23 protein-coding genes and 7 tRNA genes are annotated in these 25,095 nt (G+C 65.7%); 10 read left to right on the top strand and 20 right to left on the bottom strand.

Annotated elements, in window-relative coordinates:
* The first annotated feature begins 223 nt into the window (after positions 1–223).
* From pgsA to LQV39_RS06270, 8 genes are all read left to right on the top strand, one after another.
* A complete protein-coding gene (pgsA, locus tag LQV39_RS06305; RefSeq protein ID WP_230021500.1) occupies positions 224–805 on the top strand; it encodes a CDP-diacylglycerol--glycerol-3-phosphate 3-phosphatidyltransferase in 582 nt (193 codons plus the stop codon).
* Positions 806–890: 85 nt separating this feature from the next.
* Positions 891–966 (top strand) — tRNA-Gly (locus LQV39_RS06300).
* Positions 967–1,016: 50 nt separating this feature from the next.
* Positions 1,017–1,092: transfer RNA gene (locus LQV39_RS06295), tRNA-Gly, on the top strand.
* Positions 1,093–1,128: 36 nt separating this feature from the next.
* Positions 1,129–1,204, top strand: a tRNA-Gly gene (locus LQV39_RS06290).
* Between the two features lie 31 nt (positions 1,205–1,235).
* Positions 1,236–1,311 (top strand) — tRNA-Gly (locus tag LQV39_RS06285).
* Positions 1,312–1,342: 31 nt separating this feature from the next.
* Positions 1,343–1,418: transfer RNA gene (locus LQV39_RS06280), tRNA-Gly, on the top strand.
* Positions 1,419–1,449: 31 nt separating this feature from the next.
* A tRNA-Gly gene (locus LQV39_RS06275) sits at positions 1,450–1,525 on the top strand.
* A gap of 76 nt (positions 1,526–1,601) precedes the next feature.
* Positions 1,602–1,675 (top strand) — tRNA-Cys (locus LQV39_RS06270).
* Between the two features lie 469 nt (positions 1,676–2,144).
* Here LQV39_RS06270 and LQV39_RS06265 read toward each other — a convergent pair.
* The 6 genes from LQV39_RS06265 to moaD form a co-directional block, all read right to left on the bottom strand.
* Entirely contained in the window at positions 2,145–2,531 is a 387-nt protein-coding gene (locus LQV39_RS06265; protein ID WP_230021497.1) for a SirB2 family protein, read from the bottom strand.
* A gap of 72 nt (positions 2,532–2,603) precedes the next feature.
* Positions 2,604–3,719 (bottom strand): molybdenum ABC transporter ATP-binding protein, encoded by a 1,116-nt coding sequence (gene modC / locus LQV39_RS06260; RefSeq protein ID WP_230021494.1) that lies wholly within the window; start codon positions 3,717–3,719, stop codon positions 2,604–2,606.
* The gene (modB, locus tag LQV39_RS06255) at positions 3,719–4,435 is read right to left on the bottom strand and encodes a molybdate ABC transporter permease subunit (RefSeq protein ID WP_230021484.1); all 717 of its coding nucleotides are present in this window, start codon (positions 4,433–4,435) and stop codon (positions 3,719–3,721) included. The genes modC and modB overlap by 1 nt, the downstream gene beginning before the upstream one ends.
* Before the next feature lie 3 nt (positions 4,436–4,438).
* On the bottom strand, positions 4,439–5,188 hold the full coding sequence (gene modA / locus LQV39_RS06250; protein WP_230021466.1) for a molybdate ABC transporter substrate-binding protein: 750 nt from the start codon (positions 5,186–5,188) through the stop codon (positions 4,439–4,441).
* Positions 5,188–5,679 carry a molybdopterin synthase catalytic subunit MoaE gene (gene moaE, locus LQV39_RS06245; protein WP_230021459.1) on the bottom strand — a complete coding sequence of 164 codons (492 nt, stop codon included), beginning with the start codon at positions 5,677–5,679 and terminating at the stop codon, positions 5,188–5,190. Before moaE ends, modA begins: the two co-directional genes overlap by 1 nt.
* A 1-nt stretch (position 5,680) precedes the next feature.
* Positions 5,681–5,938 (bottom strand): molybdopterin converting factor subunit 1, encoded by a 258-nt coding sequence (gene moaD, locus LQV39_RS06240; protein ID WP_230021449.1) that lies wholly within the window; start codon positions 5,936–5,938, stop codon positions 5,681–5,683.
* 157 nt (positions 5,939–6,095) lie between these two features.
* Here moaD and LQV39_RS06235 point away from each other — a divergent pair, with 157 nt between their 5' ends.
* Complete coding sequence (locus tag LQV39_RS06235) at positions 6,096–6,662, top strand: nitroreductase family protein (RefSeq protein WP_230021437.1); 567 nt, start codon at positions 6,096–6,098, stop codon at positions 6,660–6,662.
* Here LQV39_RS06235 and LQV39_RS06230 read toward each other — a convergent pair whose 3' ends face one another.
* The 8 genes from LQV39_RS06230 to LQV39_RS06195 all read right to left on the bottom strand — a co-directional run bounded on the left by LQV39_RS06230 (position 6,663) and on the right by LQV39_RS06195 (position 17,721).
* Positions 6,663–7,280: a hypothetical protein gene (locus LQV39_RS06230; protein WP_230021431.1), complete on the bottom strand. Its 618-nt coding sequence runs from the start codon at positions 7,278–7,280 to the stop codon at positions 6,663–6,665.
* A 5-nt stretch (positions 7,281–7,285) separates the two neighbouring features.
* Positions 7,286–8,032 (bottom strand): peptidylprolyl isomerase, encoded by a 747-nt coding sequence (locus LQV39_RS06225; RefSeq protein WP_230021429.1) that lies wholly within the window; start codon positions 8,030–8,032, stop codon positions 7,286–7,288.
* A 25-nt stretch (positions 8,033–8,057) separates the two neighbouring features.
* On the bottom strand, positions 8,058–8,741 hold the full coding sequence (narI, locus tag LQV39_RS06220) for a respiratory nitrate reductase subunit gamma (protein WP_230021421.1): 684 nt from the start codon (positions 8,739–8,741) through the stop codon (positions 8,058–8,060).
* Between the two features lie 18 nt (positions 8,742–8,759).
* Complete coding sequence (gene narJ / locus LQV39_RS06215) at positions 8,760–9,422, bottom strand: nitrate reductase molybdenum cofactor assembly chaperone (protein WP_230022247.1); 663 nt, start codon at positions 9,420–9,422, stop codon at positions 8,760–8,762.
* Positions 9,423–9,435: 13 nt separating this feature from the next.
* Positions 9,436–10,992 carry a nitrate reductase subunit beta gene (narH, locus tag LQV39_RS06210; protein WP_230021412.1) on the bottom strand — a complete coding sequence of 519 codons (1,557 nt, stop codon included), beginning with the start codon at positions 10,990–10,992 and terminating at the stop codon, positions 9,436–9,438.
* A gap of 32 nt (positions 10,993–11,024) precedes the next feature.
* Positions 11,025–14,846: a nitrate reductase subunit alpha gene (locus LQV39_RS06205; protein ID WP_290368555.1), complete on the bottom strand. Its 3,822-nt coding sequence runs from the start codon at positions 14,844–14,846 to the stop codon at positions 11,025–11,027.
* Positions 14,847–15,034: 188 nt separating this feature from the next.
* Positions 15,035–16,399, bottom strand: a complete 1,365-nt coding sequence (locus tag LQV39_RS06200; RefSeq protein ID WP_230022241.1) for a NarK family nitrate/nitrite MFS transporter — start codon at positions 16,397–16,399, stop codon at positions 15,035–15,037.
* A 53-nt stretch (positions 16,400–16,452) separates the two neighbouring features.
* On the bottom strand, positions 16,453–17,721 hold the full coding sequence (locus LQV39_RS06195) for a nitrate/nitrite transporter (protein WP_230021406.1): 1,269 nt from the start codon (positions 17,719–17,721) through the stop codon (positions 16,453–16,455).
* A 185-nt stretch (positions 17,722–17,906) separates the two neighbouring features.
* Between LQV39_RS06195 and LQV39_RS06190 the strand changes: the two genes are divergently transcribed.
* The gene (locus LQV39_RS06190; protein WP_230021398.1) at positions 17,907–20,231 is read left to right on the top strand and encodes a response regulator; all 2,325 of its coding nucleotides are present in this window, start codon (positions 17,907–17,909) and stop codon (positions 20,229–20,231) included.
* A 3-nt stretch (positions 20,232–20,234) separates the two neighbouring features.
* Here the strand turns inward: LQV39_RS06190 and LQV39_RS06185 are convergent, their stop codons facing one another.
* The 6 genes from LQV39_RS06185 to LQV39_RS06160 form a co-directional block, all read right to left on the bottom strand.
* A complete protein-coding gene (locus LQV39_RS06185) occupies positions 20,235–20,915 on the bottom strand; it encodes a response regulator (RefSeq protein ID WP_230021390.1) in 681 nt (226 codons plus the stop codon).
* Between the two features lie 18 nt (positions 20,916–20,933).
* Positions 20,934–22,901 (bottom strand): type IV pili methyl-accepting chemotaxis transducer N-terminal domain-containing protein, encoded by a 1,968-nt coding sequence (locus LQV39_RS06180; protein ID WP_230021387.1) that lies wholly within the window; start codon positions 22,899–22,901, stop codon positions 20,934–20,936.
* Entirely contained in the window at positions 22,898–23,545 is a 648-nt protein-coding gene (locus LQV39_RS06175; protein WP_230021383.1) for a carbonic anhydrase, read from the bottom strand. The genes LQV39_RS06180 and LQV39_RS06175 overlap by 4 nt, the downstream gene beginning before the upstream one ends.
* Position 23,546: 1 nt before the next feature.
* Positions 23,547–24,521: a GTP 3',8-cyclase MoaA gene (gene moaA / locus LQV39_RS06170; RefSeq protein WP_230021376.1), complete on the bottom strand. Its 975-nt coding sequence runs from the start codon at positions 24,519–24,521 to the stop codon at positions 23,547–23,549.
* A gap of 95 nt (positions 24,522–24,616) precedes the next feature.
* Positions 24,617–24,841, bottom strand: coding sequence for a hypothetical protein (locus tag LQV39_RS06165; protein WP_230021372.1), 225 nt, complete (start codon positions 24,839–24,841; stop codon positions 24,617–24,619).
* Positions 24,831–25,079 (bottom strand): hypothetical protein, encoded by a 249-nt coding sequence (locus LQV39_RS06160; protein ID WP_230021369.1) that lies wholly within the window; start codon positions 25,077–25,079, stop codon positions 24,831–24,833. The genes LQV39_RS06165 and LQV39_RS06160 overlap by 11 nt, the downstream gene beginning before the upstream one ends.
* Positions 25,080–25,095: the final 16 nt, after the last annotated feature.

Below are 25,095 nucleotides of genomic sequence, written 5' to 3'. Positions count from 1 at the left end.
TCGTCCCCGCGCTTCCACCGTCGTTCCCGCGCTTCCACCGTCGTCCCCGCGCTTCCACCGTCATCCCCGCGCAGGCGGGGATCCAAGTTTGCACGCATTTCGATAGCTCACGCAGAACTTGGGTCCCCGCCTTCGCGGGAACGACGGTGGTTCTGCTGAGTTCAACTGGTTCAAAATGCAAGAGCCATGTAGACTAGCGGCGCCATCTCACCGACTGAGTTTTATGCCTTTTAACATCCCGATTCTCCTGACCTGGTTACGCGTCGCACTGATTCCCCTGGTCGTTGGCGTCTACTATCTTCCCGAACACTGGCTGCACGTCAGCGACCAGAACATGGCCGCGACCATCGTCTTCATCGTTGCCGCCGTCACCGACTGGTTCGACGGCTACCTGGCGCGGCGCTGGAACCAGACCTCGGCCTTCGGCGCCTTCCTCGACCCGGTCGCGGACAAGCTGATGGTCGCCGGCGCGCTGCTGGTGCTGGTACAACTGGGACGGGTCAACGCCGTCATCGCCTTCATCATCGTCGGTCGCGAGATCACCATCTCGGCGCTGCGCGAGTGGATGGCCGAGATCGGCGCCCGCAAGTCGGTGGCCGTCAGCTCGCTCGGCAAGATCAAGACCGCGGTGCAGATGGTCGCAATCCCGATGCTGCTGTTCCACGATCCGATCTTCACCGTGCTCGACATGCACATCGCGGGGGAGGTGCTGTTGTGGATCGCCGGCGTACTGACGGTCTGGTCGATGTTCTATTATCTGCGCCGCGCCTGGCCGCTGATCAAGGAAAAATCGGGCGCGCTGTAAGATTTCTACTGAGCCATCCTTGACACAGTGCTCAGCATCTCTATAATGCCTGCCTGTTGCGAGACATTGCAGCAAACGAAACGAAGCGGGAGTAGCTCAGTTGGTAGAGCGCAACCTTGCCAAGGTTGAGGTCGAGAGTTCGAGACTCTTCTCCCGCTCCAAAGTTTGCTAGTGATAGATGCAATAAGTTATAATCGCAAGTTCCAGCGACGCGGGAGTAGCTCAGTTGGTAGAGCGCAACCTTGCCAAGGTTGAGGTCGAGAGTTCGAGACTCTTCTCCCGCTCCAGTACTGCTGGTGGCGTAGTAAATAGTAAGACTCCATGCGGGAGTAGCTCAGTTGGTAGAGCGCAACCTTGCCAAGGTTGAGGTCGAGAGTTCGAGACTCTTCTCCCGCTCCAGTGTTTTACGCATGATGTGATGAACTCCTAAGCGGGAGTAGCTCAGTTGGTAGAGCGCAACCTTGCCAAGGTTGAGGTCGAGAGTTCGAGACTCTTCTCCCGCTCCAGTGTTTTACGCATGATGTGATGAACTCCTAAGCGGGAGTAGCTCAGTTGGTAGAGCGCAACCTTGCCAAGGTTGAGGTCGAGAGTTCGAGACTCTTCTCCCGCTCCAGTGTTTTACGCATGATGTGATGAACTCCTAAGCGGGAGTAGCTCAGTTGGTAGAGCGCAACCTTGCCAAGGTTGAGGTCGAGAGTTCGAGACTCTTCTCCCGCTCCAGAATTCAGGGAAGTTCTTCGCTTCCCGTGTTGATGTGGTAGATAACCCGCCAGGTCAGCATCGTCAAGTCTCCTCGGGCGAGGTAGCAAAGCGGTTATGCAGCGGCCTGCAAAGCCGTCTAGACGGGTTCGACTCCCGTCCTCGCCTCCAAATTCTCCCAGTAGGACAGCGTTTCACTCCCTGTTCAGCTCGTTTGGACACCACATGGAATTTGTGGTGCACCACACGCGTTGACGGCCAACTGGCCGTCTAGATCCCCGTTTTGCGCAGACGACCCGCGACGTAGATCAACTCTATGACGCTCTGTAAGGTACACGATGCGCGGGCCATGGCGACCATCGTTAAACGTCCAGACGGGTTTCAGCTCCGTATAGGCCAGGTAGGCGGCATGCTCATACCACAGGACGAACAGCCGTTCTGGCCAGGCTCCAGCGGCGCCGGGTGCCAGGGACCGCCATGACTGGACGTGCGCCATCCCGTATCACGCGCTCGGGAGGCCTGGCGTATTCGCAGCAACGGTCCTGTTAATGAACTTGATTCGATCGCTCGGACCGCGCCTTATCTTCCGCATGAAAGCGTGGTCCCTGGTTCATACGCACTGGTTCGCCCGCGCTGCCGGCTAGGACGCCACGAAAGGGAAAGGATTCCTGGTCATGGCGACGGACACGATGTAGGCGAAGACCCCCAGCGCCGCCAGTAGGGCAACAGCACGGAGCCACAGGCTCGGCCCGTATTTCAGGGCCACCGAGCCGAGCACAATATAGGCCACGAGCGCAAGAACTTTCGCCGTCAGCCAGGGGAACCGTCCCGGGTACTGGTGCGACCAGCCGACCAAGCCCAGGGCCGACACAAGGAGTAGCGTGTCGACGAGGTGCGGCAACGTCTTCACCCATCGCCGCGTCAGCATTGGCGAGCCCGTCAGCATCCAAGCTCCCCGCAGCAAAAAAAAGCTGCCCGACAGTGCTGCGCAGCTCATGTGGAAATGTTTCAGCAGTAAATAGTCCATGAAAGGAATTGTAGAGGTGCCCGTCCTTCGCCGCTGTCGGCACGACGGGTTAGAGGGCCTACGCATTCCGCACTATTTCGGACGAGGCTCTTCTGTAAGAGTCGTACCTTTTATCTGTGCCCAAAGATCCTTTCCAGGCACAATGTCGAGTTCGCGGAGCGAGCGCATCGTGATCCGCGCGAGCAGAGGTGTCGAACCGACGATCAGCTGCACCAGCACCTGGCCAGGGCTGTCGGCAGCCGTGATGGCGGTCACCTTGGCAGGCAGCAGGTTGATGATACTGCTGCCTTGCGGTCGTTCGGTTGCCAGGCTGACATCGCGCGCCAGGATGCGACAGCGCATGCGGGTGCCGACCGGTTCCGGACGTCGCCCGACCAGCAGGTGTCCCCCTGCGAAGCCGAGACGTGACAATGCGTCTGCTTCATGTCCGGCGACGACCGTGTCGAGAACGACGCCGGCGTCGCGTGCGAAAGCGGGCGGCAGGTCCGCGCGCGCCATCGCTTCGCTCAGCGGCCCACTGGCGGCCACCTTGCCTTCGTCCAGCAGCACGAGGTGATCGGCCAGGCGCGCCACCTCTTCAGGTGAATGGCTCACGTAGAGGATCGGAATCGCGAAAATGTCGTGCAGCCGTTCGAGATACGGGAGGATTTCCTGCTTACGACGGAAGTCGAGGGCAGCCAACGGTTCGTCCATCAGCAGGAGGCGCGGCGATGCCAGCAGGGCGCGCGCAACCGCGACCCGCTGGCGCTCGCCGCCGGACAGTGCGGCTGGAGAGCGGTCAAGTAGTCCGCTGATGCCGAGTACATCGGCGACCGGCGCCAGCTCGAAACGGCGCTCCCAGGCGGCGACGCGCTTCAGGCCGAATTCGAGGTTCCCGCGTACCGACAGGTGGGTGAACAGGCTGGCTTCCTGGAACACATAGCCAAGCCCACGCCGGTGCACCGGCAGGAACACACGGTGCGCATCGTCCTGCCAGACTTCGTCGCCGAAGGCCACGTAGGCGCCGGCAACCCTTTCCAGTCCTGCGATCACGCGCAGGCAGGTGGTCTTTCCCGACCCGGAATGACCGAACAGGGCGGTGACGCCTTTCCTTGGCAGGTCGAGATCGAGTTCCATGGCGAAGCCGGCGCTGCGGCCGCTTGCGCCCGGTCGGCGGTCCAGTTTGAACGCGACGCGCAGGCCCGCCATCAGCACCGCCCGCGGATCGACGGCGGATACAGGGTGTACAGCGCGAACAGGACCACGAAGCTGAACGCGAGCATGCCGCCCGCCAGCCAGTGCGCCTGGGTATATTCCATCGCTTCGACGTGGTCGTAGAGCTGGACCGAGACCACGCGCGTCCGGTCCGGGATATTCCCGCCTATCATCAGCACCACGCCGAATTCACCGACGGTATGCGCGAAGCCCAACAGGGCCCCGGATACGAAACCCGGGCGGGCGAGCGGCACCGCCACCGACCAGAACCGGTCCCAGGCGTTGGCGCCCAGAGTCGCCGCTGCTTCGAGCGGACGCTCGCCGATCGCCTCGAACGCGTTCTGCAGCGGCTGGACGGTAAATGGCAGCGAATACACGACCGACGCCAGTACCAGCCCATTGAAGGTAAAGGGCAGCGGTGCCAGGTTGAGCAGCGCGCACAAGCGTCCGAGCGGGCCCGCCGGACCCATGCCGAGCAGCAGGTAGAAACCCAGAACGCTGGGCGGCAGGACGATCGGTAGTGCGACGATGGCGCCGATTGCCGGCTTGCATCGCGATGCTGTACGCGCCAGCCACCAGGCCAGCGGCGTGGCGACCAGCAGGAGCAAGAGGGTGACGACGCTGGCCAGCCTGAGTGTGAGCCAGACTGCGGCAAGATCCGCTGAAATGCCTGCATTCCACAGCGATGCGCGATTGATCACGTGTTCCATGTCTCAGCGCTCGTAGCCGTAGGAACGGATGATGTCGACTGCCTTGCGCGATTTCAGGTAATCCATGAGCGCGCGGGCTGCAGGGTTGGCGGCGCCCGGGGCAAGCAGCATCGCGTCCTGGCGGATCGGCGCATGGAAGCTGGCCGGCACGATCCAGCCCGAACCGCCGATGAGGCGGCCATCGTGCCAGACCTGGGAAAGCGCGACGAACCCGAGCTCGGCGTTTCCTGTGGCGACGAACTGGTAAGCCTGGGCGATGTTCGCGCCCTGGACCAGCTTTGGCTGCAAGGACCTGCCCAGCTTCAGGTTCGCGATTGCCTCCATCGCGGCGGCGCCGTAGGGCGCCAGCTTCGGACTGGCGATCGCGAGATGGGAAAAACGCCCCTCGCTCAAGACCCGGCCCTGGCCGTCGACCACGCCGGGACGTGAGGACCACACGACCAGCCTGCCGGTCGCGTACGTGAGGCGGGTTCCCGGTACGGAGAGCTGGAGGGCTTCGAGCCTGGCCGGCGTCGCTTCATCGGCCGCCACCAGTACGTCGAACGGCGCGCCGTTGGCAATCTGGGTCTGGAAGGCGCCAGTCGCGCCGAACGCCATAATGGCTTTGTGGCGAGTATCCTTTTCGAATTCGGCGGCGATGCGCTGCATCGGCGCGGCAAAGTTGGCGGCAACGGCGGCCCGCACCTCGCCCGCATGCGCATAAGGCGCGAACAGGGCGGCAAGCGCCAGCGCGAGATACGGACGGAACGGCATCATGGGCCACAAGATACAGAAAGCGCGCGATCCGGCGCCGCTGCGGCCCACCTGGACAGCGCCGCTTCGTCCGATTCGCGCGCATCCACCCAGCGGTCGCCCTGCGCGGTGCTTTCCTTCTTCCAGAACGGTGCGCGGGTCTTCAGGTAATCCATCACGAATTCGCAGGCAGCGAAGGCTTCGCTGCGGTGGCGCGCGGCCACGGCCGCCAGCACGATCTGTTCGCAGCCGCGCAGCGGGCCGACACGGTGCACGACCAGCACGTCGACCAGTGCCCAGCGCTGGTGGGCTTGCGCCACAATATCCTCAAGCGCGGCTTCGGTCATGCCGGGGTAATGCTCGAGTTCCATGAGCGAGACTTGCCGGCCTTCGTTCATTTCCCTGACCGTGCCCACGAAGGCGACCGTGGCACCGGCGTCCGGATGGCCGGCACGCAGGCGCACCAGTTCTGTGGAGAGGTCGAAGTCCTCGTATTGCACCCGTACCGCCACCTCAGCCTCCGGTGACCGGTGGGAAGAAGGCCACTTCGGCGCCGGAGCGCACGGGGCTGGATGCATCGGCCATGCGCTGGTCGACCGCGATCCGGAAGGCCGCGCCGTCGGCAAGGGCCTCGGCCCAGATGCCGCCGCGCAGGCGCAGGGCCGCGAGAATGTCCTGCACGCAGCTGCAGGTAGCGGGAAGGGTGACCTGCTCGGCGGAGAGGCCCAGCACTTCGCGCAGGCCGGCAAAATAGCGCAGTTGGAGTTGCATGCTCAATGGGAGTAGATAAGCTGAGCATGCATTGTAGTCAGCGAACGCCGCAGGCGCCGTCGGCATGACGGCGTAGTGCCGCTAGTTCTTCCGGCATATTCCCTGCCTGCGCCGGTAGCGTCATCCTGTCGGCATTCCACATTCCCGCGATCCCGCCATGTACCCCGATCTCCAGCACCACCTGTCTGCGCGCCGCCATGTTTCCCTGCGGCGGCTGCAAGCGCCCGGGCCGGATTCCGAGACGCTGCATGCCATCGCCGAGGCGGCCGCGCATGCGCCGGATCACGGCCGGCTGCACCCCTGGCGCTTCATCCTGGTTCCGCCGCACCAGCGTGCCGGGCTGGGGGCTGCTTTCGTCGATGCGCTGGTGGTGCGCGACCCGGCCTGCGGCGACGAGGCGCGCGCCGCGGCCCATGCGAAAGCCTTCCATGCACCCTGCCTGGTCGTGGCCATCCTCGTGGACGATCCCGCCGCAAACGTGCCGCGCGAAGAGAAGCTGGTGTCGCTTGGCTGTGCGATCCAGAACATGCTGGTCGCGGCGCAGGCGCGCTGTTTCGCCAGCGGGCTGGCCAGCGGCGCCGGCATGCAGGCGTCAGCACTGCGCAGGCTGCTGGCGCTTGGCGCGCACGAGCAGGCCATCTGCTTCATCGGCTTTGGGAGTGCCGACGCGGTCGCGCCGGCGCGCCCGCGTCCGGGCCCCGAGCACTATTTTTCCAGTCTCTAGTCACGCGCTGCGCCCCGGCACGCCCTGCGGACGGCCGATGGATTGCGCCAGCAGCAGGTATTCGCCGCCGGCCATGCCGACACTTGCGGAAAGCAGGTTCCTCGCCAGCCATCCCCGCGCGGCCGCGACCAGCCCCTGCATCTTGCAGAAGCGGTCCACGTGCTCGCACAGGGCCGCCGTGTTCAGCGCCGACAGCACCGTCGTATCTTCCGCGCGCAGGCAGCCCCCCTGCGCGGTACAGGCGACATAGAGCAGGTTCAGCGGTGCCAGCGGCAGCTGATCCAGCGCCGACAATTGCACGCGGATGTCCAGTGGCGACACCATGGACAGCAGGCGCGTGCAGCGGTCGTAGCGATACGTGCCGCAGGCAAGGGCGACGTAGACGCCGATGCCCTCGGTACTGCTGCCAGACTGCTCGGGAGAGGTCTCCAGCGCTGCCCCACCCACTGCCGCATGCAATAGCCTGGCGACATCGCCGATCGGCAGCTCGATCGGTGAGATCCGGCGCGTCGCCGGAAACCGGCGCAAGATGTCGACCAGCACCTTGGCGGCAACCAGCTTCCTGTTGCGCAGGTTGAGCGGATCCGCCAGCAGGCCTGGAGATGGAGAGGTTTCCATGATCTCTATTGCACCAGCGGCGACTGGCTACCCTCGAGCGTGACGCCTTCAATATGCGCGCGCCCGACCAGTATCTGCAGGTACTGGTGCACGCCGCGCTGCCAGGCCGCGGTGGCCAGATAATCGGCAATCTGCGACCTGACCGCCTCGAAAGGCTGCAGCACGCCGTCGATGCGGCGCACCACTTCCACGATGTGCAGGCCGAAGCGGGTTTCCACCAGCTTGTTGGCCAGCTCCCCGGCGCCGAGCCGGAACAGCACATCGTCGAACTCCGGTACGCAGGCGCCGCGGGCCAGCTGGCCCAGGCTGCCGCCGAGCGCGCCGGACGAACAGTTCGAGTACTGCGCGGCCAGTTCGCCGAAGCGTCCCGGCTCGGCCTGGATGGCCGCCAGCACCTGCTCGGCGGTGTCGCGCACCAGCTCCAGCGGCACGCTGGGCGTGACCTGGAACAGGATGTGGCGGGCCTCGACCAGTTCGCCGCGGGTGAACTGGCGCGGGTGGTTGCGGTAATAGGTCAGGCAGGCCGCCAGGTCCGCTTCCGGCACCTTGACCTCCTGCGCGATCAGCGCTTCGATGCGCGCGTCGTCGTCCTCGCCCTGCACGCCCAGGCGTGCGGCCTCCTGCAACAGCACGGTGCGCAGCACGATTTCGTGCACCGACTGCTTGAGCGGGTTGGCGGCGCCCTGGTGATGCGGCAGTTCCTGTTCGATCAGGGCGTCGTCGATGTCGACGCCATTGACGGTGATACCCATGACGATCTCCTTGTAGCGCGTTCGATCAGCGCGGACGGACCAGCTGGAAGGCGCGGCCCAGGTAAGTCACGGCGCCGAAGCCGCTCCAGACGTGCACCAGGCGGGTGAACGGGAAGATCACGAACAGCGACATTCCCATGAACAGGTGCAGCTTGAACACCAGCGGCGCATCGACGATGAAGCCGGCGGCGTCGCCGCGGAGGGTGACGATGTGCTGCGCCCAGCTCATCAGCAGGACCATCATGTGGCCGTCGAGGTGGCCGGCAGAGACAAAGATCGACGACAGGCCCAGCAGCAGGGTGCCGAGGATCCACAGCAGCACGACCTTGTCCTTCAGCGTGGTGGCGGCGCGCAGGCGCTCGTTGCCGAGGCGGCGCGCCAGCAGCAGCAGGATGCCGATCAGGCACAGGCTGCCCATCAGGCCGCCGGCGGCCATGGCGAAGATCTGCTTGGCGCCGTGGCTGACGCCCAGGGTGTCCCAGACCCACACCGGAGTCAGCAGGCCGACGGCGTGGCCGCCCAGCAGGCCGATGATCCCGATGTGGAACAGGATGCTGCCGAGGCGCAGGTTGCCGCGGTGTAGCACCTGGGTCGATTCCGAACGCCAGGTGTACTGCTCGCGGTCGAAGCGGATCAGGCTGCCGAGCAGGAAGACCGCCAGGGCGATGTAGGGATAGATCCCGAATAAGAACTGATGCAGGTAATTCATGATGGTCTCCTGGTCCGCTCAGGCGCGGGCCGGCTGCGCCGGACGCGTGCCGCGGGGGTAGAAATTGATCGGCTGCGTGCCGTTGGCATTCGGCTTGAGCAGGGGTTCGACACCGTCGGCGCCCGGTCCGAAGGTTTCGAGCGCTTCGTCCATGTCCTTGATGGGCGGTTCGCTGAGCGCTTCGGCCGCTACCGGCGACAGGCTTTCCAGCACCGCGAACACATGGGCATACAGGCTGCCGTTGGCGGCCAGCTTCCTGCCGATATGGGCCAGCACGTGCACCGCGTCGCCCAGCAGGCGGCCGGCGGCTTCCTCGCCGCCGAGCTGCGACAGGAATTCGAGGAACAGCGGCACGAAGTCGGGCAGTTCGTCGCCCGTCATCTCCAGGCCGTGCTTCTTGTATTCTTCCATCAGGTCGACCATGGCCTGGCCGCGGTCGCGCGACTCGCCGTGGATGTGTTCGAACAGGTGCAGCGAATGGGTCGGCGTGCGGTCGAAGGTCTGCACGTATTCCTGCTGCAGCGCGATCAGTTCGCTGTCCGCCAGGTGCGCGAACAGCGGCGCCAGGCGCGCCTGGATCTGCGGCTGTCCGGCGAGCGCCACCTGCAGCTCGGGCAGGGCGGCCAGCAGTTCCGGCTCGGGGTAGGTCAGCAGCGCCGACATGATCCGGTAGTGTTGCATGTCAGTTTGCATGTCAGGCTCCTTCCGTTTCTTTCTTCTTGCGCGACTTCGGCATCGAGACGAAGAAGGTCGAACCCTGCTTCTTCTTGCCGAACAGCGAGGCGTCGCTGACGCCGTCCGAGCAGCCGTTACCGAAGGAGAAGCCGCACGAACCCTTTTCGTTGAAGCTGTCCTCGGCCATTTCCTTGTGGCTGCTGGGGATCACGAAGCGGTCTTCGTAGTTCGCGATCGCCATGATGTGGTACATGTCCTCGACCACCGGTTTGGTCAGGCCGACCTCGTCGAGCACTTCGAGGTCCTCGACGCTGTCCACCGACTTGGCGCGCATGTAGGCGCGCATCGCCAGCATGCGGTCCAGCGCGTGCACCACCGGTTCTTCCTTGCCCGCGGTGAGCAGGTTGGCCAGGTAGCGCACCGGAATGCGCAGGCTCTTCGTGTCCGGCAGGATGCCGTTCATGCCCATCTTGCCCGATTCGGCCGCGGCCTGGATCGGCGACAGCGGCGGGATGTACCACACCATCGGCAGCGTGCGGTATTCCGGGTGCAGCGGGAAGGCGATCTTCCATTCGACCGCCATCTTGTACACCGGCGAGCGCTTGGCCGATTCCAGCCAGGAGTCCGGAATGCCCTGGCGGCGGGCCTCTTCGATCACTTTCGGATCGTGCGGGTCGAGGAACAGGTCGAGCTGCGCTTCGTACAGGTCCTGCTCGTTCGGGACCGAGGCGGCGGCCTCGATCCTGTCGGCGTCGTACAGCAGCACGCCCAGGTAGCGGATGCGGCCCACGCAGGTTTCCGAGCACACCGTCGGCTGGCCCGCTTCGATGCGCGGGTAGCAGAAGGTGCACTTCTCGGCCTTGCCCGAAGACCAGTTGTAATAGATTTTCTTGTACGGGCAGCCGGAGATGCACATGCGCCAGCCGCGGCATTTGTCCTGGTCGATCAGCACGATGCCGTCGTCTTCGCGCTTGTACACCGAGCCGGACGGGCAGGACGCGACGCAGGCGGGGTTCAGGCAATGCTCGCACAGGCGCGGCAGGTACATCATGAAGGTGTTCTCGAAGGTCGAGTACATCTCTTTCTGCACGTTGTCGAACAGCTTGTCCTTGCTGCGCTTGGCGAATTCGCCGCCCAGGTCGTCCTCCCAGTTCGGGCCCCACTCGATCTTGTCCATCTTCTTGCCGGTCAGGATCGACACCGGGCGCGCGGTCGGCGGCGTTTCCGACAGCGGCGCATTCTGCAGGCGCTCGTAATCGTAGGTGAAGGGCTCGTAGTACTCGTCGATGGCCGGCAGGTTCGGGTTGGCGAAGATGTTCGCCAGGATCTTCAGGCGGCTGCCCTGGCGCGGCTCGATCCTGCCGTCGGCCTTGCGTTTCCAGCCGCCGTTCCACTTGTCCTGGTTCTCCCATTCCTTCGGGTAGCCGACGCCCGGCTTGGTCTCGACGTTGTTGAACCAGGCGTACTCGACGCCGTCGCGGCTGGTCCAGACGTTCTTGCAGGTCACCGAGCAGGTGTGGCAGCCGATGCATTTGTCCAGGTTCAGGACCATGCCGATTTGTGCTCTGATTTTCATTTCAATTCCTCGCTAATTCTTCACGCGCCGCATCAGGCGTTCTTCGGTGCCGGCATGCTCGCCAGCGCGGGTTCGCGCTCGTCCTCGCGTACCTTCTTCGGTGCCGGTTTCGTCGACGCGGGGGCCGGGCCGCGCGTGATCTCGTCGCTGTTCGGACGGGATTCGTCGCGGGCGCCTTCCATCCAGTCCACGTCGCGCATCTTGCGCACCACCACGAATTCGTCGCGGTTCGAGCCCACCGTGCCGTAGTAGTTGAAGCCGTAGGCCAGCTGGGCATAGCCGCCGATCATGTGGGTCGGCTTGGTCACCGCGCGGGTCACCGAGTTGTGGATGCCGCCGCGCTTCTTCGACATCTCGGCGCCCGGCACGTTGACGATCTTTTCCTGGGCGTGGTACATCAGCGTCATGCCTTCCGGGACGCGCTGGCTGACGACCGCGCGGGCGGTCAGGGTACCGTTGACGTTGAAGACCTCGATCCAGTCGTTGTCCTCGATGCCTGCGGCCTTGGCGTCGATCTCCGACAGCCACACGTGCGGGCCGCCGCGCGACAAGGTCAGCATGCGCATGTTGTCCGAGTAGGTCGAGTGGATGCCCCATTTCTGGTGCGGCGTGATGAAGTTCAGCGCCAGCTCCTTGTTACCGTTCGGACGGCGGTTCATGATCGCCTCGGTGGTCTTGGTATTGATGGCCGCCTTGTACACGCACAGTCCCTCGCCGAAGTCGCGCATCCACAGATGGTCCTGGTAGAACTGCTGGCGGCCGGTCAGGGTGCGGAACGGAATCAGCTCGTGCACGTTGGTGTAGCAGGCGTTGTAGCTGACTTCCTCGCTTTCCAGGCCCGACCAGGTAGGCGAGGAGATGATCTTGCGCGGTTGCGCCTGCACGTCGCGGAAGCGGATGCTGTCGTGCTCGCGCGGGATCGCCAGGTGGGTGTGATCGCGGCCGGTGATCTTCGACAGCGCATCCCAGGCTTTCACTGCCACGTGGCCATTGGTCTCGGGCGCCAGCGTCAGGATCATCTCGGCCGCGTCGATCGCGGTGTCGAGGCGCGGCTGGCCCTTGGACACGCCTTCTTCCAGCACGGTGCGGTTGATGCCGCGCAGAACGTCGACCTCATGCCCGGTCTTCCAGGCGATGCCCTTGCCGCCGTTGCCGACGTTCTCGAGCAGCGGACCGATCGAGGTGAATTTCTTGTGGATCTGGCGGTAGTCGCGCTCGATCACGGTCATGCTCGGCATGGTCTTGCCCGGCACCGGATCGCACTCGCCCAGGCGCCAGTCTTTCGGGTCGAAGGGCTGGCCCAGTTCACCCGGGGTATCGTGCAGCAGCGGGGTCAGGACCAGGTCCTTGCGGGTGCCCAGGTGCTGGCCGCCGATCTCGGAGAACTTGGCGGCGATGCCCTTGTAGATTTCCCAGTCCGACTTCGATTCCCACAGTGGCTGCACGGCTTCGGACAGCGGGTGGATGAAGGGGTGCATGTCGGAGGTGTTCAGGTCGTCCTTCTCGTACCAGGTGGCGGTCGGCAGCACGATGTCGCCGTACAGGCAGGTGGTCGACATGCGGAAGTCGAGCACCACCAGCAGGTCCAGCTTGCCTTCGGCGGCCGGGCGCACCTTGATGTCGCGCGGCTTGATGCAATCGTCCTCGTCGCTCATCAGGGCGTTCTGGGTGCCGAGCAGGTACTTCAGGAAGTACTCGTGGCCCTTGCCCGAGCTGCCCAGGATGTTGGAGCGCCACACGAACATATTGCGCGGGAAATTGGCGGGATTGTCCGGATCGTCGCAGGAGAAGTTCAGCTTGCCGTCCTTGATCTGGCTGACGGCATACTGCACCGGGTCCTGGCCGGCGCTTTCCGCGGCGCGCACCACTTCCACCGGGTTGGTTTCCAGCTGCGGCGCCGACGGCAGCCAGCCCATGCGCTCGGCCTTGGCGTTGTAGTCGATCAGCGCCATTTCTTCCAGCTTGCCGTCGGCGGTCGGGCACAGGATCTCGGCGGTGTGCAGCTTCTCGTGGCGCCACTGGCTGGTGTGGGCGTAGAAGAAGGAGGTCGAATTCATCTGGCGCATCGGACGGTTCCAGTCCTGCGCGAAGGCGAGCGGTGTCCAGCCGGTCTGCGGGCGCAGCTTTTCCTGGCCGACGTAGTGAGCCCAGCCGCCGCCGCTCTGGCCGATGCAGCCGCACATCATCAGCATGTTGATGATGCCGCGGTAGGTCATGTCCATGTGGTACCAGTGGTTCAGCGCCGCGCCGACGATCACCATCGACTTGCCGCGGGTGCGGTCGGCGTTGTCGGCGAACTCGCGCGCCACCGTGATCACGTCGGCAGCCTTGACGCCGGTGTGCTTGACCTGCCATGCCGGGGTATAGGGGACGTCGTCCTCGTAGCTCTTCGCCGCGTTCGGGCAGATGCCGCGGTCGACGCCGTAGTTGGCCATCGACAGGTCGAACACGGTGGTGACGAGGGCGGTGCTGCCGTCGGCCAGTTCGATTTTCTTGACGGGCACGTTACGCAGCAGCAGGTCGTCGGCGTCCTTGCCGCCGAAGTAGGGGAAGCCCACCGGCACGATGGCGTCGTTGGCGTCGTTGGCGCCGATCAGCGACAGCTGCGGGTCGATGTCCTCGCGGCTGGAGCCTTCCTTCTGCTCCAGGTTCCACTTGCCCGACTCACCCCAGCGGAAGCCGATCGAGCCGCTCGGGGCGACGATCCGGCCGCTGGCCTGGTCGATGACCAGGGTCTTCCATTCCGGGTTGTTGCTCTCGTCCAGGTGGTTGGCGAGGTGCGAGGCGCGCAGGAAGTAGTCCGGCACCAGGGTGCCGTCGCGTTCCTTGAGCATCACCAGCATCGGGAAGTCGGTGTACTGCTTGGCGTAGTCGCGGAAATAGGCCGACTTGCCGGTCGCATGGAATTCTTTCATGATGACGTGGCCCATGGCCATCGCCAGCGCGGCGTCGGTGCCCTGCTTGGGCGCCAGCCAGATGTCGCCGAACTTGGCCATTTCGCCGAAGTCGGAGGACACCGCCACCGTCTTGGTACCCTTGTAGCGCACTTCGGTGTAGAAGTGGGCGTCCGGGGTACGGGTCATCGGGACGTTCGAGCCCCACACCATCAGGTAGGTCGAGTTGTACCAGTCGGCCGATTCGGGCACGTCGGTCTGCTCGCCCCATACCTGCGGGCTGGCCGGCGGCAGGTCGCAGTACCAGTCGTAGAAGCTCATGGCGACGCCGCCGATCAGGCTCAGGTAGCGGGTACCGGCGGCGTAGCTGACCATGGACATCGCGGGAATCGGCGAGAAGCCGATGATGCGGTCCGGGCCGAACTTGTCGATGGTATAGGCGTTGGCGGCGGCGATGATCTCGTTGACTTCGTCCCACTTGGCGCGCACGAAGCCGCCCTGGCCGCGGATCGACTTGTAGCTGGCGGCGCGCACCGGGTCCTGGCTGATGTATTCCCAGGCGCCGACCGGATCGCGGGTGAGGCGCGCCTCGCGCCACATCTGCATCAGGCGGCCGCGCACCATCGGATGCTTGACGCGCTGGGCCGAGTACACGTACCAGGAGTAGCTGGCGCCGCGCGGGCAGCCGCGTGGCTCGTGGTTGGGCAGGTCGGGGCGGGTGCGCGGGTAGTCGGTCTGCTGGGTTTCCCAGGTGATCAAGCCGTTCTTGACGTAGACCTTCCAGCTGCACGAGCCGGTGCAGTTCACGCCGTGGGTCGAGCGCACGATCTTATCGTGCTGCCAGCGCTGGCGATAAGCTTTTTCCCAGGTGCGGTCTTCGTTGACCACTTCGCCGTGGCCGTTCGAGAAGGTTTGCTTGGGGCTGCCGAAAAATTTCAGTCGGTCCAGAAAGTGACTCATGATTCCTCCAATTGACTGAGGACAGTCTACGGTTGGGCAGAGGTATTGAATATTCGTAAGAAGGCGGTCGCGCGGCGGATTAGGGAGTAGTCCGACTAGTCCTTTGGAACTACGTGGCGCCTGAAACACGACGGCCGCCGCAGGTTGCCCTGGCGGCGGCCGTGTGCTCCGGGCGACTGGTCAGGCCGTCAGCAGGGCATGTCCGCACCCTTGCGGGCGTAGAACCACCAGGTCACGGCGATGCAGCTGACGTAGAAGCCGATGAAGCACCACAGCGCGGCGTCGGCGCTGCCGGTCAGGGCGATCGAGGTGCCGTAGCTCTTGGGGATGAAGAAGGCGCCGTAGGCGGCGATCGCCGAGGTGAAGCCCAGCACGGCGGCGGCTTCCTTGTTGGCGTTGACGACGGCCTGGGCCTTCACGGCTTCCGGCTGCTTGCTGGCGGCGCGCTGGTGCAGGGTCATGAAGATGACCGGGATCATGCGGAAGGTCGAGGCATTGCCGACCCCGGTGCAGGCGAACAGCAGCAGGAACATGCCGAAGAAGCCCATGAAGCTGCCCGGGTTCCCTGCATGCGGCAGGAAATGCAGCACGCCCAGCACGGCCGCGATCATCGCGGCGAAGGTCCAGACGGTTACACGGGCGCCGCCCAGCTTGTCGGAGACATAACCGCCGGCCACGCGCGCCAGGGCGCTGACCAGCGGGCCGACGAAGGCGTACTGCAGCGGATTCACCTGCGGGAACAGGGTGCTGGTCAGCAGCGGGAAGGCCGCCGAATAACCGATGAAGGAGCCGAAGGTGCCGACGTAGAGCCAGCACATCAGCCAGTTATGCTTGCGCTTGAAGATCACGGCCTGCTCGGCGAACGAGGCCTTGGCCGAGGCCAGGTCGTTCATGCCGAACCAGGCGGCCAGCGTCGACATGATAATGAAGGGCACCCAGACGAAGCCGGCGTTCTGCAGCCAGACCTGCTTGGTCTGGGCCGCCTTGACCCAGGTCTGCGGCTCGCCGCCGAACACGGCCGCGGTGATCACCAGTGGCACCACGAACTGCACGGCCGACACACCGAGGTTGCCAAGGCCGGCGTTCATGCCGAGGGCGTAGCCTTTCTGGGCCTTCGGGTAGAAGAAGCTGATGTTGGCCATCGAGGAGGCGAAGTTGCCGCCGCCGAAGCCGCACAGCAGGGACAGCACCAGCATGGTCGGGTAGCTGGTGTGCGGATCCTGCACGGCAAAGCCGATGCCCAGCGCCGGGACCAGCAGCGAGGCGGTCGAGATGGCGGTCCACTTGCGGCCGCCGAAGATCGGCACCATGAAGGAATAGAAGATGCGCAGGGTGGCGCCGGACAGTCCCGGCACCGCCGCCAGCCAGAACAGCTGGTTGGTGCTGTACTTGAAGCCGATGCTCGGCAGATTGACCACGACCACGCTCCACACCATCCAGATGGCGAAGGCCAGCATCAGGGCCGGGATCGAGATCCAGAGGTTGCGGTTGGCGGTCGGCTTGCCGCGGCTTTGCCAGAAACCGGGAACTTCGGGTTCCCAGGTCGATATCATGTATTTGCTCACGATTTCTCCTGTGTGAGGGTTGGTTGTCGTATCGGGTGGGGTCAAGCGGCCTTGCGCAGCGGCGCGGCCGGGGCGGCGTTGCCGGCGGCAGGCGTGCTGCGGCCGGGCTTGAACGAGAAATGCATCCAGACCAGCGAGACGCAGACGGTGCCGTACAGCAGCATGAAGGAGCTGGAGCGGATGCCGGTCAGGTCGACGATGGCGCCGAACATGATCGGCAGGATGAAGCCGCCCAGGCCGCCGGCCAGGCCGACCACGCCCGAGACGGCGCCGATGTTGTCGCTGAAATCATCGGCGATGAAGCGGAACACCGAGGCCTTGCCGATTGCCATCGCGACGCCGACCACGAACAGCAGAGCGGTGAAGGCGACCGGACCGAGGCCGATGTGCATGTCCATCGCGCCGCCCACGGTCTTGACGCTCATCGTGGTCTGCGGATAGGACAGGATGAAAAAGCAGACCCAGCACACCCACATGACGGCCCAGGTCACCTTGTAGGCGCCGTATTTGTCCGCGATCCAGCCGCCGAGCGCGCGCAGCACGCCGCCGGGCAGCGAGAAGCAGGCGGCCAGCAGGGCGGCCAGCTTGAGGTCGAAGCCATACTCGCCGACGTAGTACTTGGTCATCCACAAGGCCAGCGCCACGTAGCCGCCGAACACTACCGAGTAGTACTGGCAGTAGCGCCACACGCGTGGATCCTTCAGCACCCGCATCTGCCGGGCGAAGCTTTCGCCCGATGGCGCCTTGTGCGACGGGTCGGAATACGAACCGAACCAGAACAGCAGGGCGGTGGCGACCATCACAAGCGAGTACACCTTGGGCAGCGCCTGCCAGCCGGCGGCGGCAATGATCGCGGGCGCCACGAACTTGGTCAGGGCCGAGCCCGAGTTGCCGGCGCCGAATACGCCCATCGCGAAACCGCGGCGCTCCTTGCCGAACCAGCGCGCGACATACGGGGTGCCGACCGAGAACGAGCCGCCGGCCAGGCCGACGAACAGGCCCAGTACCAGGAAATGCCAGTACGCGGTGGCGTAGCTGATCAGCCAGATGGGCAGGGCGCAGGCCAGCATCAGCGCGAAGAACACGATGCGCCCGCCGAAGCGGTCGGTCCAGATGCCGAGCGGGACCCGCACCAGCGCGCCGCTCAGGACCGGGGTGGCGACCAGCAGGCCGAATTCGGTCTCGTTCAGGCCCAGCTTGGCCTTGATTGGAATGCCCAGGACCGCGAACATCATCCAGATCGCGAAACAGATCGTGAACGCGAACGTACTGCTGACCAGGACCGCAATCGGTCTTCTATCGGTGCTCATTTTTTCCTCCGTGGAATGCACTTCTCGATAGATGCAAGCTTACGCATGGCCCGCGCGCCCAACTATTGGCCGGAGGAGTGTTTTCGAGAGGGCAATAGACCTAGACAGGGCCAACGGATGGGCTAGCGAGCCTAGTCACAAAGGCGTAGGATGGCGGCTCTTCACCTTCGTACGGACCTGAGCGCATGCACCACCCCCTGAGCCCGGAACAGCTGAGCAGCATCATTGACATCGCCGAGAACGCGGTCGTGTGCACCGACGAGCAGCACCGCATCATCTTCTTCAACCAGGGCGCGGAGCGGGTGTTCGGCTGGAGCGCCGCCGAGGCGATCGGCAAGGACCTGGCGCTGCTGCTGCCGGCGCGCTTCCGCCCCGGCCACGACGAGCGCATGGCGTCGTTCGAGCATGGCCAGCGCACCGCCAGGCGCATGGGCGAGCGCGGCACCATCTATGCGCTGCGCAAGGACGGCACCGAGTTCCCGGCCGAGGCCACGATCTCGAAGTCTGCGGCCGGCGGCAGGCGGATCCTCACCGCGATCCTGCAGGACATTTCGGAGCGCAAGTCCTACGAGCGCGAACTCGAACTGGCCAAGGAAAAGGCGGAAGCGGCGATGCAGGCCAAGAGCATGTTCCTGGCCAACATGAGCCATGAAATCCGTACGCCGCTGAACGCCGTGATCGGCATGACCAGCCTGCTCCTGCACACCGGCATCGACGACGAGCAGCGCGACTACACGGAAACCATCCGCGCCAGCGGCGAGTCGCTGCTGGCCATCATCAACGACCTGCTCGACTATTCCAAGCTGGAGGTCGGGCGCCTCGATCTGGAACGCCATGCCTTCGAAGTGCGACGCTGCGTCGAGGAGGCGCTCGACCTGCTGGCCACCAGCGCCAGCGAAAAGAACCTGGACCTGGCCTACATGATCGAGCCGGGCGTGCCGGCCACCATCCTTGCCGACGCCACCCGGCTGCGCCAGGTGCTGGTCAACCTGCTGTCGAATGCGATCAAGTTCACCCACCACGGCGAGGTCGTGGTCACGGTGTCGGCGGAGGCGCAGGAGGGCGGCGGCTACCGGCTGGCCTTCGCGGTACGGGACACCGGCATCGGCATCCCGCCGCACCGGCAGGAGGACGTGTTCTCGTCCTTCACCCAGGTCGATGCCTCGACCACCCGCAAGTACGGCGGCACCGGCCTGGGCCTGACCATCAGCCGGCGCCTGGCCGAGATGATGGGCGGCAGCCTCACGCTCGAGAGCGAGGTCGGGCGCGGCTCGACCTTCACGCTCATGGTGCTGGCCGACGCCTTCGACGAGCAACTGGCCGAGAACGTGCTGCGCGATCGCGCGGCCACGGTGCGCGGGCGGCGTATTCTGATCGTCGACGACAACGCCACCAACCGCCGCATCCTGATGAAGCAGGCCCTGCTGTGGGGAATGGAACCGCTGGCCGCGGCCTCGGCGGTCGAGGCCATCGACCTGGTGCGCGACGGCCATCCCTTCGATGTCGCCGTGCTCGACATGCAGATGCCCGACATGGACGGCGCCCGCCTGGCGGCCGAGCTGCGCAAGCACCGCGACCGCGAGGCGCTGCCGCTGGTGCTGCTGACCTCGGTGGGCCAGCGCCAGCGCAAGGCCGGCGAGATGGGCGCGTTCTCGGCCTGGCTAAACAAGCCGATCAAGCCGGCGGCGCTGCTCGAGGCCCTGCAGCAGGTGCTGGGCGAGCGCAAGGTGGCGCCCCGTGCGCTGCCCGCGACGAAGGAGGCGGCCGCGCCGCGCGGGCCCCTGAGCATCCTGGTCGCAGAAGACAATACGATCAACCAGAAGGTGATCCGCCAGCTGCTGCGCCACCTCGGCTACCGCGCCGACGTGGTCGCCAACGGCCTGGAAGCCGTCGAGGCGCTCGAGCGCCAGGACTACCAGGTCATCCTGATGGACATGCAGATGCCGGAAATGGACGGGCTGGAAGCCACGCGCCGGCTGCGCCAACGTTTTCGCGGCGCGAACGCGCCCTGGATCATTGCCATGACCGCGAACGCCATGCCGGGCGACCGCGAACGCTGCCTGGATGCGGGCATGAACGACTACGTGCCGAAGCCGATCGAACTGGAGGTGCTGGAAACGGCGCTGGCCGCCGCCGCGGCGCACGTGGCTGCGCGCAGGCGCGACGAGGAGTTGCTCGATCCGGCCCGCATCGAGCAGCTGCGCGCGATCGACGACGAGGCCTCGCTGCTGGACGAAGTGATCGCGTCCTTCGTCGGCGAAGTGCCGCAGCTGCTGCACAAGCTCGCCCACGCGGTGCGCGAGCAGGACGGCCAGCTGCTGGCCTCGACCGCGCACTACCTGCGCTCGAGCATCGCCTTCGTCGGCGCCAACCGCATGCGGCTGCCGTGCACCAACCTCGAACTGATGGGCAAGGGACAGACCTTTGACGGCGCCGTGGAGCAGCTGGCGGACCTGACGCGCGCCTACGACGAAGCCAGGACCGCGCTGCTGGCGCTGCGATCCGCCTGACGCCTACCGCTCGGGACCGCTGGTCAGACCCTGCTCGACGGCAAACACGGCGGCCTGGACCCGGCTGGACAGGCCGAGCTTCTTGAGGATGTTCTGGACGTGGATCTTGACCGTGCTTTCGGCCAGGTCGAGCACGCGTGCAATCAGCTTGTTGCTTTCGCCACGCGCCAGGCAGGCCAGGATCTCGCGCTCGCGCGGGGTCAGCTTGTCGAGTTCCGACGGCGGGGCGGGCGCCTTGGGTTCGCGCTGCTTCTGCAGCTGGGCGACCAGCTTCGCCGCCATCGATTCCGCCAGCACCGATTCGCCGGCTGCGGCGCGCTCGATCGCGCGGACCAGGTAGTCGGCGTCGATATTCTTGATCAGGTAGCCGCGCGCGCCGGCCTGCAGCGCGCTGGCGAGGTCTTCTCCTTCCTCGGACACGGTCAGCATGATGACCGCGGCCTCCGGCCAGCCCTGCAGGATCAGCTGCAGGGTTTCGACGCCGGTCATGCCGGGCATGTGGAGGTCGAGCAGGATGACGTCCGGCTTGAGCTGCATGGCCCGCTTGACCCCATCCACGCCGTCCGAGGCCTCGCCGACCACGGTGAAACGGGGGTTGCGCTGCAGCAACGATCGCACGCCGCTGCGGAACAGCGTGTGGTCGTCGACCAGCAGGACACTGATCGTGTCGGTTGAGGCGCCCATGTCATACTCCAATCGTGCTCAGGCCGCCCGCCGCTGCTCGCGCGCGACATGCAGGCCGATGGTGGTGCCAGCGCCGGGGCGGGACTCGATAACCAGCTCGGCGTTGATGTGCTCGGCCCGCTCTTGCATGATGTGCAAGCCAACCCGGCGATCGCTTTCATCGGACCCGGCGCTGGAATCGAAGCCGACGCCATTATCGCTGATCGATAAGGAAAAGTCTTGTCCGTCGACCACATGCACGTCGACCCGGTCGGCCTGGGCATGCTTGCGGATGTTGGACAGCGCTTCCTGAACGATGAACAGGATCTGCAGCTGTTCTTCGCGCGCAAACGGCAGGCTGCCGGCGCCCTCGGCGGCAAAGCGCGCGTCGATGCCGGTCTGGTCGCGGAACTTGCGCACCGCCTTGCGCAGCGCGCTGTTGAGGTCGTCTTCTTCCAGGCGGCTGCGAAAATTCTGCAGCAGTTCGCGCACGTCCTCGTAGCTTTCCTTTACCCCGGCGCGCAGGGCCGGGACGATATCGGCCGCTTCCTGCTGCTGGCCGTGGCGCAGCGAGTCGTCCAGCATCTGCACCTGCAGGTTGAGGAAATTCAAGCCTTGGGCAATGCTGTCGTGCAGGCCGCGGGCGACCATGTTGCGCTCTTCCGAGATGGCCATCTCGCGCTCGCGCGCCGCCAGGCGCAGGTTCTCGATCGCCGTGCCCAGCAGCCGGCCCAGGGTGTCGAGCAGCGCCTGTTCCTGGTCGCGGAAGCGCCGTTCGGCGCGGAAGTGCAGGGTGAACACACCAAGATGCTGGTCCTGGTCGAATATCTGGAACACCGAGACCGTGCCGAAGCCATTGCGCGCGCATGGGGTGCCGGCAGCGTCCGGCATCGCGCGCAGCCAGTGCACCACGGGCTGCCGTTCGACCGCCGCCTCGCCGCACAGGCAATCGCCGAGCGGCATGCAGCGCTCGGCCTCGGCCATTGCCTCGGGCAGGCCCTGCTGGGCCACCAGGTGGACCTTCTCGTTGCCCGCTTCAACCAGGCGCACCGAACCGCCGTCCGCCCCGAAGTACTGGAGTATCCGTTCGAGGAAGCCTTCGCACATCGGCTCCAGCGTCTGGCGCGCCTGCAGGAAGGCGGCGCTGTCGTAGAGCAGGGCCAGTTCGCGGTTCTGGTTCTCCAGCGCGGCCGTCTTTTCCCTGACCTTGTCCTCCAGGCTGCCGTAGACGCGCTCGAGGCGGTCGGCCATCTGGTTGAAACCGGTCGCGAGCTGCCCGAACTCGTCCTTGCTGTCGGCTTCGAGCCGCACGCCGAAGTCGGCGTCGGCCATGCTGCGCATGCCGGCGTGCAGGCGTTCGACCGGCCGCACGATCAGGCTGAACATCAGGTAGACCAGCGCCACGGTGCCGCCCACGCCCAGCGCCATCAGCGCCAGCTGCGAGGAACGCAGCCAGAAAGTGCGCACTTCGTTGTCGCTTTCGATCAGGCGCACGATGCCGTCGATCTCGTCGACGTAGTCGTCGATCACGCCCAGGAAGCGCCGCAGCGTGAGCACGCGCTGCTCGCCGCGCGCCTCCAGCACCCGCAGGGCCAGCGGGCGGATCTCGCGCCGCCAGCGCTCGGACGCCCCGGCGAAGCTGTTGCGGACGGCGGCCGTGGGGGGCAGGCCGAGCGGCCGTTGCGGGTCGCCCTGGGCCACCAGCGCCAGGGTGGCGTCGATCGAGGCGATCTGGGCCAGAGCCGCCCCGCCGAAGCCGGCATCCGGGGTATGCACCTCCCGTCCCAGCAGCATGGCGAGCCGGTATTCCTGCTTGCGCAGGCTGCCGGTCTCGTTGATGGCGGCGCCGGCGCCTTCGAGCTGCCAGGACAGCCACAGGGTGGCGCCGATCGCCGCCAGCGCCAGCAGCAGGAAGCCGACCAGTGCGCCGGCGATCCGGGTCGACAGACGCAGGTGGCCGGGAATCGGCGGGTAGGCGGGCGTGGCGCCGGCAGCCGTGTCGCTCATGCGGCGGCTTCCAGCGGCTGCACCAGGTTCAGGAATTCCTGCTTGCGCGGCGAATAGGCGAGCAGGGAGCCGGTGTCGATGTCGAAATACCAGCCATGCAGGGCGAGCTTGCCGGCCTCCACGCGGCGGCGGATCCATGGGTAACCCATCAAGTTATCCAGTGAGTGCAGGATGCTGGCGAGTTCGGCGGCGCGGCAGCGGCCCGCCTCGTGCTTGTGCGGGAGCGCACGCAGCACCTCGGCGCGGACCGGCTCGGCCAGTTTCATCCAGCGCGCGACGAAATCGGTCTCCTCGGTGACGCGGCCACCCTGCATCAGGGCGCGGATGCCGCCGCAGCGCGCGTGGCCGAGCACCACGATGCGCGCCACGTCGAGGCCGCAGACCGCGAACTCGATGGCCGAGGTGACGCCGGGCGAAGCATCCGCCGAGAAAGGCGGGACCAGGTTGGCGATGTTGCGGACCACGAAGATGTCGCCCGGGTCGCAGCCCATCAGCAGGGCCGGATCGACGCGCGCGTCGCAGCAGCCGATCAGCAGCGTGGTTGGATGCTGGCCGCTGCGCAGGCTGTCGAGTGCCGCCGGTTCGCGCAGGTACTGCTGCTGGAAGCGGCCGAAGCCGCGGATGAAGCGTTCGATGTCCTCCATCTCAGCCTCCGGTCTGGGCCATGAAACGGACGATCTTTTCCGGCCGCGCCGTGAAATCGTGCTTTTGCGGCTTGAGTTCGATCGCCTGCCGGATCGCCGCGTCCAGCTCGGCGTCGCTGGCGCCGCCGCGCAGCAGCGGCCGGAACTCGAATTTTTCTTCCTGGCCCAGGCACAGGTAGAGGGTGCCGTCCACCGACAGGCGCACGCGGTTGCAGGTGGCGCAGAAATGCTGCGACATGGGGGTGATGAAGCCGATGCTGCTCTTGCCGTCGCGCGTGGCCAGGTAGCGCGCCGGACCGCCCCCGAGTTCCGCGGCCTGGGGCACCAGGTCGAACCTTTCCGTCAGGCGGGCCTGGACCTCGCGCAGGTCGAGGTAGGCGGTATTGCGTCCAGTTTCGCCCATCGGCATCACTTCGATCAGGCGCAGCACGAAGGCGTTGTCGATGCAGAACTGCGCCATGCGCTCGATCTCGCCGTCGTTGACGCCGCGCATGGCGACCATGTTGATCTTGATCGGGTCGAAACCGGCGTGCTTGCCGGCCATGATGCCGTCCATGATCTGCAGGTAGCTGTCGCGGCCGGTAATGCTGTGCATGCAAGCGCGGTCCAGGCTGTCGAGGCTGACGTTGATGCGGCCCACGCCGGCCGCGCGCAGGGCCGCGGCGTGGCGGCCCAGCTGCGTGGCATTGGTCGACATCGAGAGGTCGGCGATCCCCTCGATGGCCGCCAGGCGTCCGGCGAGCTGGGTCACGTGGCGGCGCAGCAGGGGCTCGCCGCCGGTCAGGCGCAGCCGGCGCGTGCCGAGCCGGGCGAAGGCCCGGACCAGGCGCTCGATCTCGTCGAAGCGCAGCCAGTGCTCGGGTTCCTCGAAACCCTTGAAGCCGGTCGGGATGCAATAACTGCAACGCAGGTCGCAACGGTCGGTCACGGACAGTCGCAGGTATTCGATCGATCGGCCAAAACGGTCGCGCAACATGCGTGCTCCAATGGGGTGTGAATGGCCTAGATTCTACGGGAGCGCCTGCCGCGTGAGAGTCGGCATGAGGTAGGAGCCGGCCTAGTCATTTCGGTCTATTTGCGCAGCCGGGACGTCTCGATGCCGACCACGGCCGTGCCCATGAGCAGTGCGGCGCCGCAGGCCGCCAGCCAGGCCAGCGGCCCGGAGGACGGAATCAGGCCCAGATCGCCGGCGAAGAACAGCGACAGCGTGACCGCCATCGGGATCGCCAGTTGGACTCCCTTGCGCGCGCGACGGCGCTGGCGCAGACCCGCGCCGTGCAGCCGCTCAGCTCCCACAGCAGCCTCCGCAGCAGCCGACAGTGGGCGCGCCCCGCATGTCGCCATAGCCGGCCTGCGCCGCGGCCGCCACGATGGCCTCCGGCGAAGTCAGGGTTTCGTCGAAGGCCACCTGGATCTGGCGGCTGCCCGGCGACATGTCGATGCCTTGCACGCCCGGCAGGACGCACAGCGAGTTGGTGATGCGCTCGACATCAGCAAAGGCGAGGGGTGTCGACAGTTGAAAGCGTTGTTGCATGATGTTTCCTTTCGTT

The sequence above is a fragment of the Massilia sp. Bi118 genome (assembly GCF_918697865.1).
Lineage (GTDB): Bacteria > Pseudomonadota > Gammaproteobacteria > Burkholderiales > Burkholderiaceae_D > Telluria.
This window is presented reverse-complemented; position numbering and strand designations above follow the sequence as displayed.

Bases quoted from the DNA above. Each gene is read 5' to 3' on its own strand.
- pgsA (WP_230021500.1), top strand. From the start codon at position 224: ATGCCTTTTAACATCCCGATTCTCCTGACCTGGTTACGCGTCGCACTG.
- LQV39_RS06265 (WP_230021497.1), bottom strand. From the start codon at position 2,531: ATGGACTATTTACTGCTGAAACATTTCCACATGAGCTGCGCAGCACTG.
- modC (WP_230021494.1), bottom strand. From the start codon at position 3,719: ATGGCGGGCCTGCGCGTCGCGTTCAAACTGGACCGCCGACCGGGCGCA.
- modB (WP_230021484.1), bottom strand. From the start codon at position 4,435: ATGGAACACGTGATCAATCGCGCATCGCTGTGGAATGCAGGCATTTCA.
- modA (WP_230021466.1), bottom strand. From the start codon at position 5,188: ATGCCGTTCCGTCCGTATCTCGCGCTGGCGCTTGCCGCCCTGTTCGCG.
- moaD (WP_230021449.1), bottom strand. From the start codon at position 5,938: ATGCAACTCCAACTGCGCTATTTTGCCGGCCTGCGCGAAGTGCTGGGC.
- LQV39_RS06235 (WP_230021437.1), top strand. From the start codon at position 6,096: ATGTACCCCGATCTCCAGCACCACCTGTCTGCGCGCCGCCATGTTTCC.
- LQV39_RS06230 (WP_230021431.1), bottom strand. From the start codon at position 7,280: ATGGAAACCTCTCCATCTCCAGGCCTGCTGGCGGATCCGCTCAACCTG.
- LQV39_RS06225 (WP_230021429.1), bottom strand. From the start codon at position 8,032: ATGGGTATCACCGTCAATGGCGTCGACATCGACGACGCCCTGATCGAA.
- narI (WP_230021421.1), bottom strand. From the start codon at position 8,741: ATGAATTACCTGCATCAGTTCTTATTCGGGATCTATCCCTACATCGCC.
- narJ (WP_230022247.1), bottom strand. From the start codon at position 9,422: ATGCAACACTACCGGATCATGTCGGCGCTGCTGACCTACCCCGAGCCG.
- narH (WP_230021412.1), bottom strand. From the start codon at position 10,992: ATGAAAATCAGAGCACAAATCGGCATGGTCCTGAACCTGGACAAATGC.
- LQV39_RS06205 (WP_290368555.1), bottom strand. From the start codon at position 14,846: ATGAGTCACTTTCTGGACCGACTGAAATTTTTCGGCAGCCCCAAGCAA.
- LQV39_RS06200 (WP_230022241.1), bottom strand. From the start codon at position 16,399: ATGATATCGACCTGGGAACCCGAAGTTCCCGGTTTCTGGCAAAGCCGC.
- LQV39_RS06195 (WP_230021406.1), bottom strand. From the start codon at position 17,721: ATGAGCACCGATAGAAGACCGATTGCGGTCCTGGTCAGCAGTACGTTC.
- LQV39_RS06190 (WP_230021398.1), top strand. From the start codon at position 17,907: ATGCACCACCCCCTGAGCCCGGAACAGCTGAGCAGCATCATTGACATC.
- LQV39_RS06185 (WP_230021390.1), bottom strand. From the start codon at position 20,915: ATGGGCGCCTCAACCGACACGATCAGTGTCCTGCTGGTCGACGACCAC.
- LQV39_RS06180 (WP_230021387.1), bottom strand. From the start codon at position 22,901: ATGAGCGACACGGCTGCCGGCGCCACGCCCGCCTACCCGCCGATTCCC.
- LQV39_RS06175 (WP_230021383.1), bottom strand. From the start codon at position 23,545: ATGGAGGACATCGAACGCTTCATCCGCGGCTTCGGCCGCTTCCAGCAG.
- moaA (WP_230021376.1), bottom strand. From the start codon at position 24,521: ATGTTGCGCGACCGTTTTGGCCGATCGATCGAATACCTGCGACTGTCC.
- LQV39_RS06160 (WP_230021369.1), bottom strand. From the start codon at position 25,079: ATGCAACAACGCTTTCAACTGTCGACACCCCTCGCCTTTGCTGATGTC.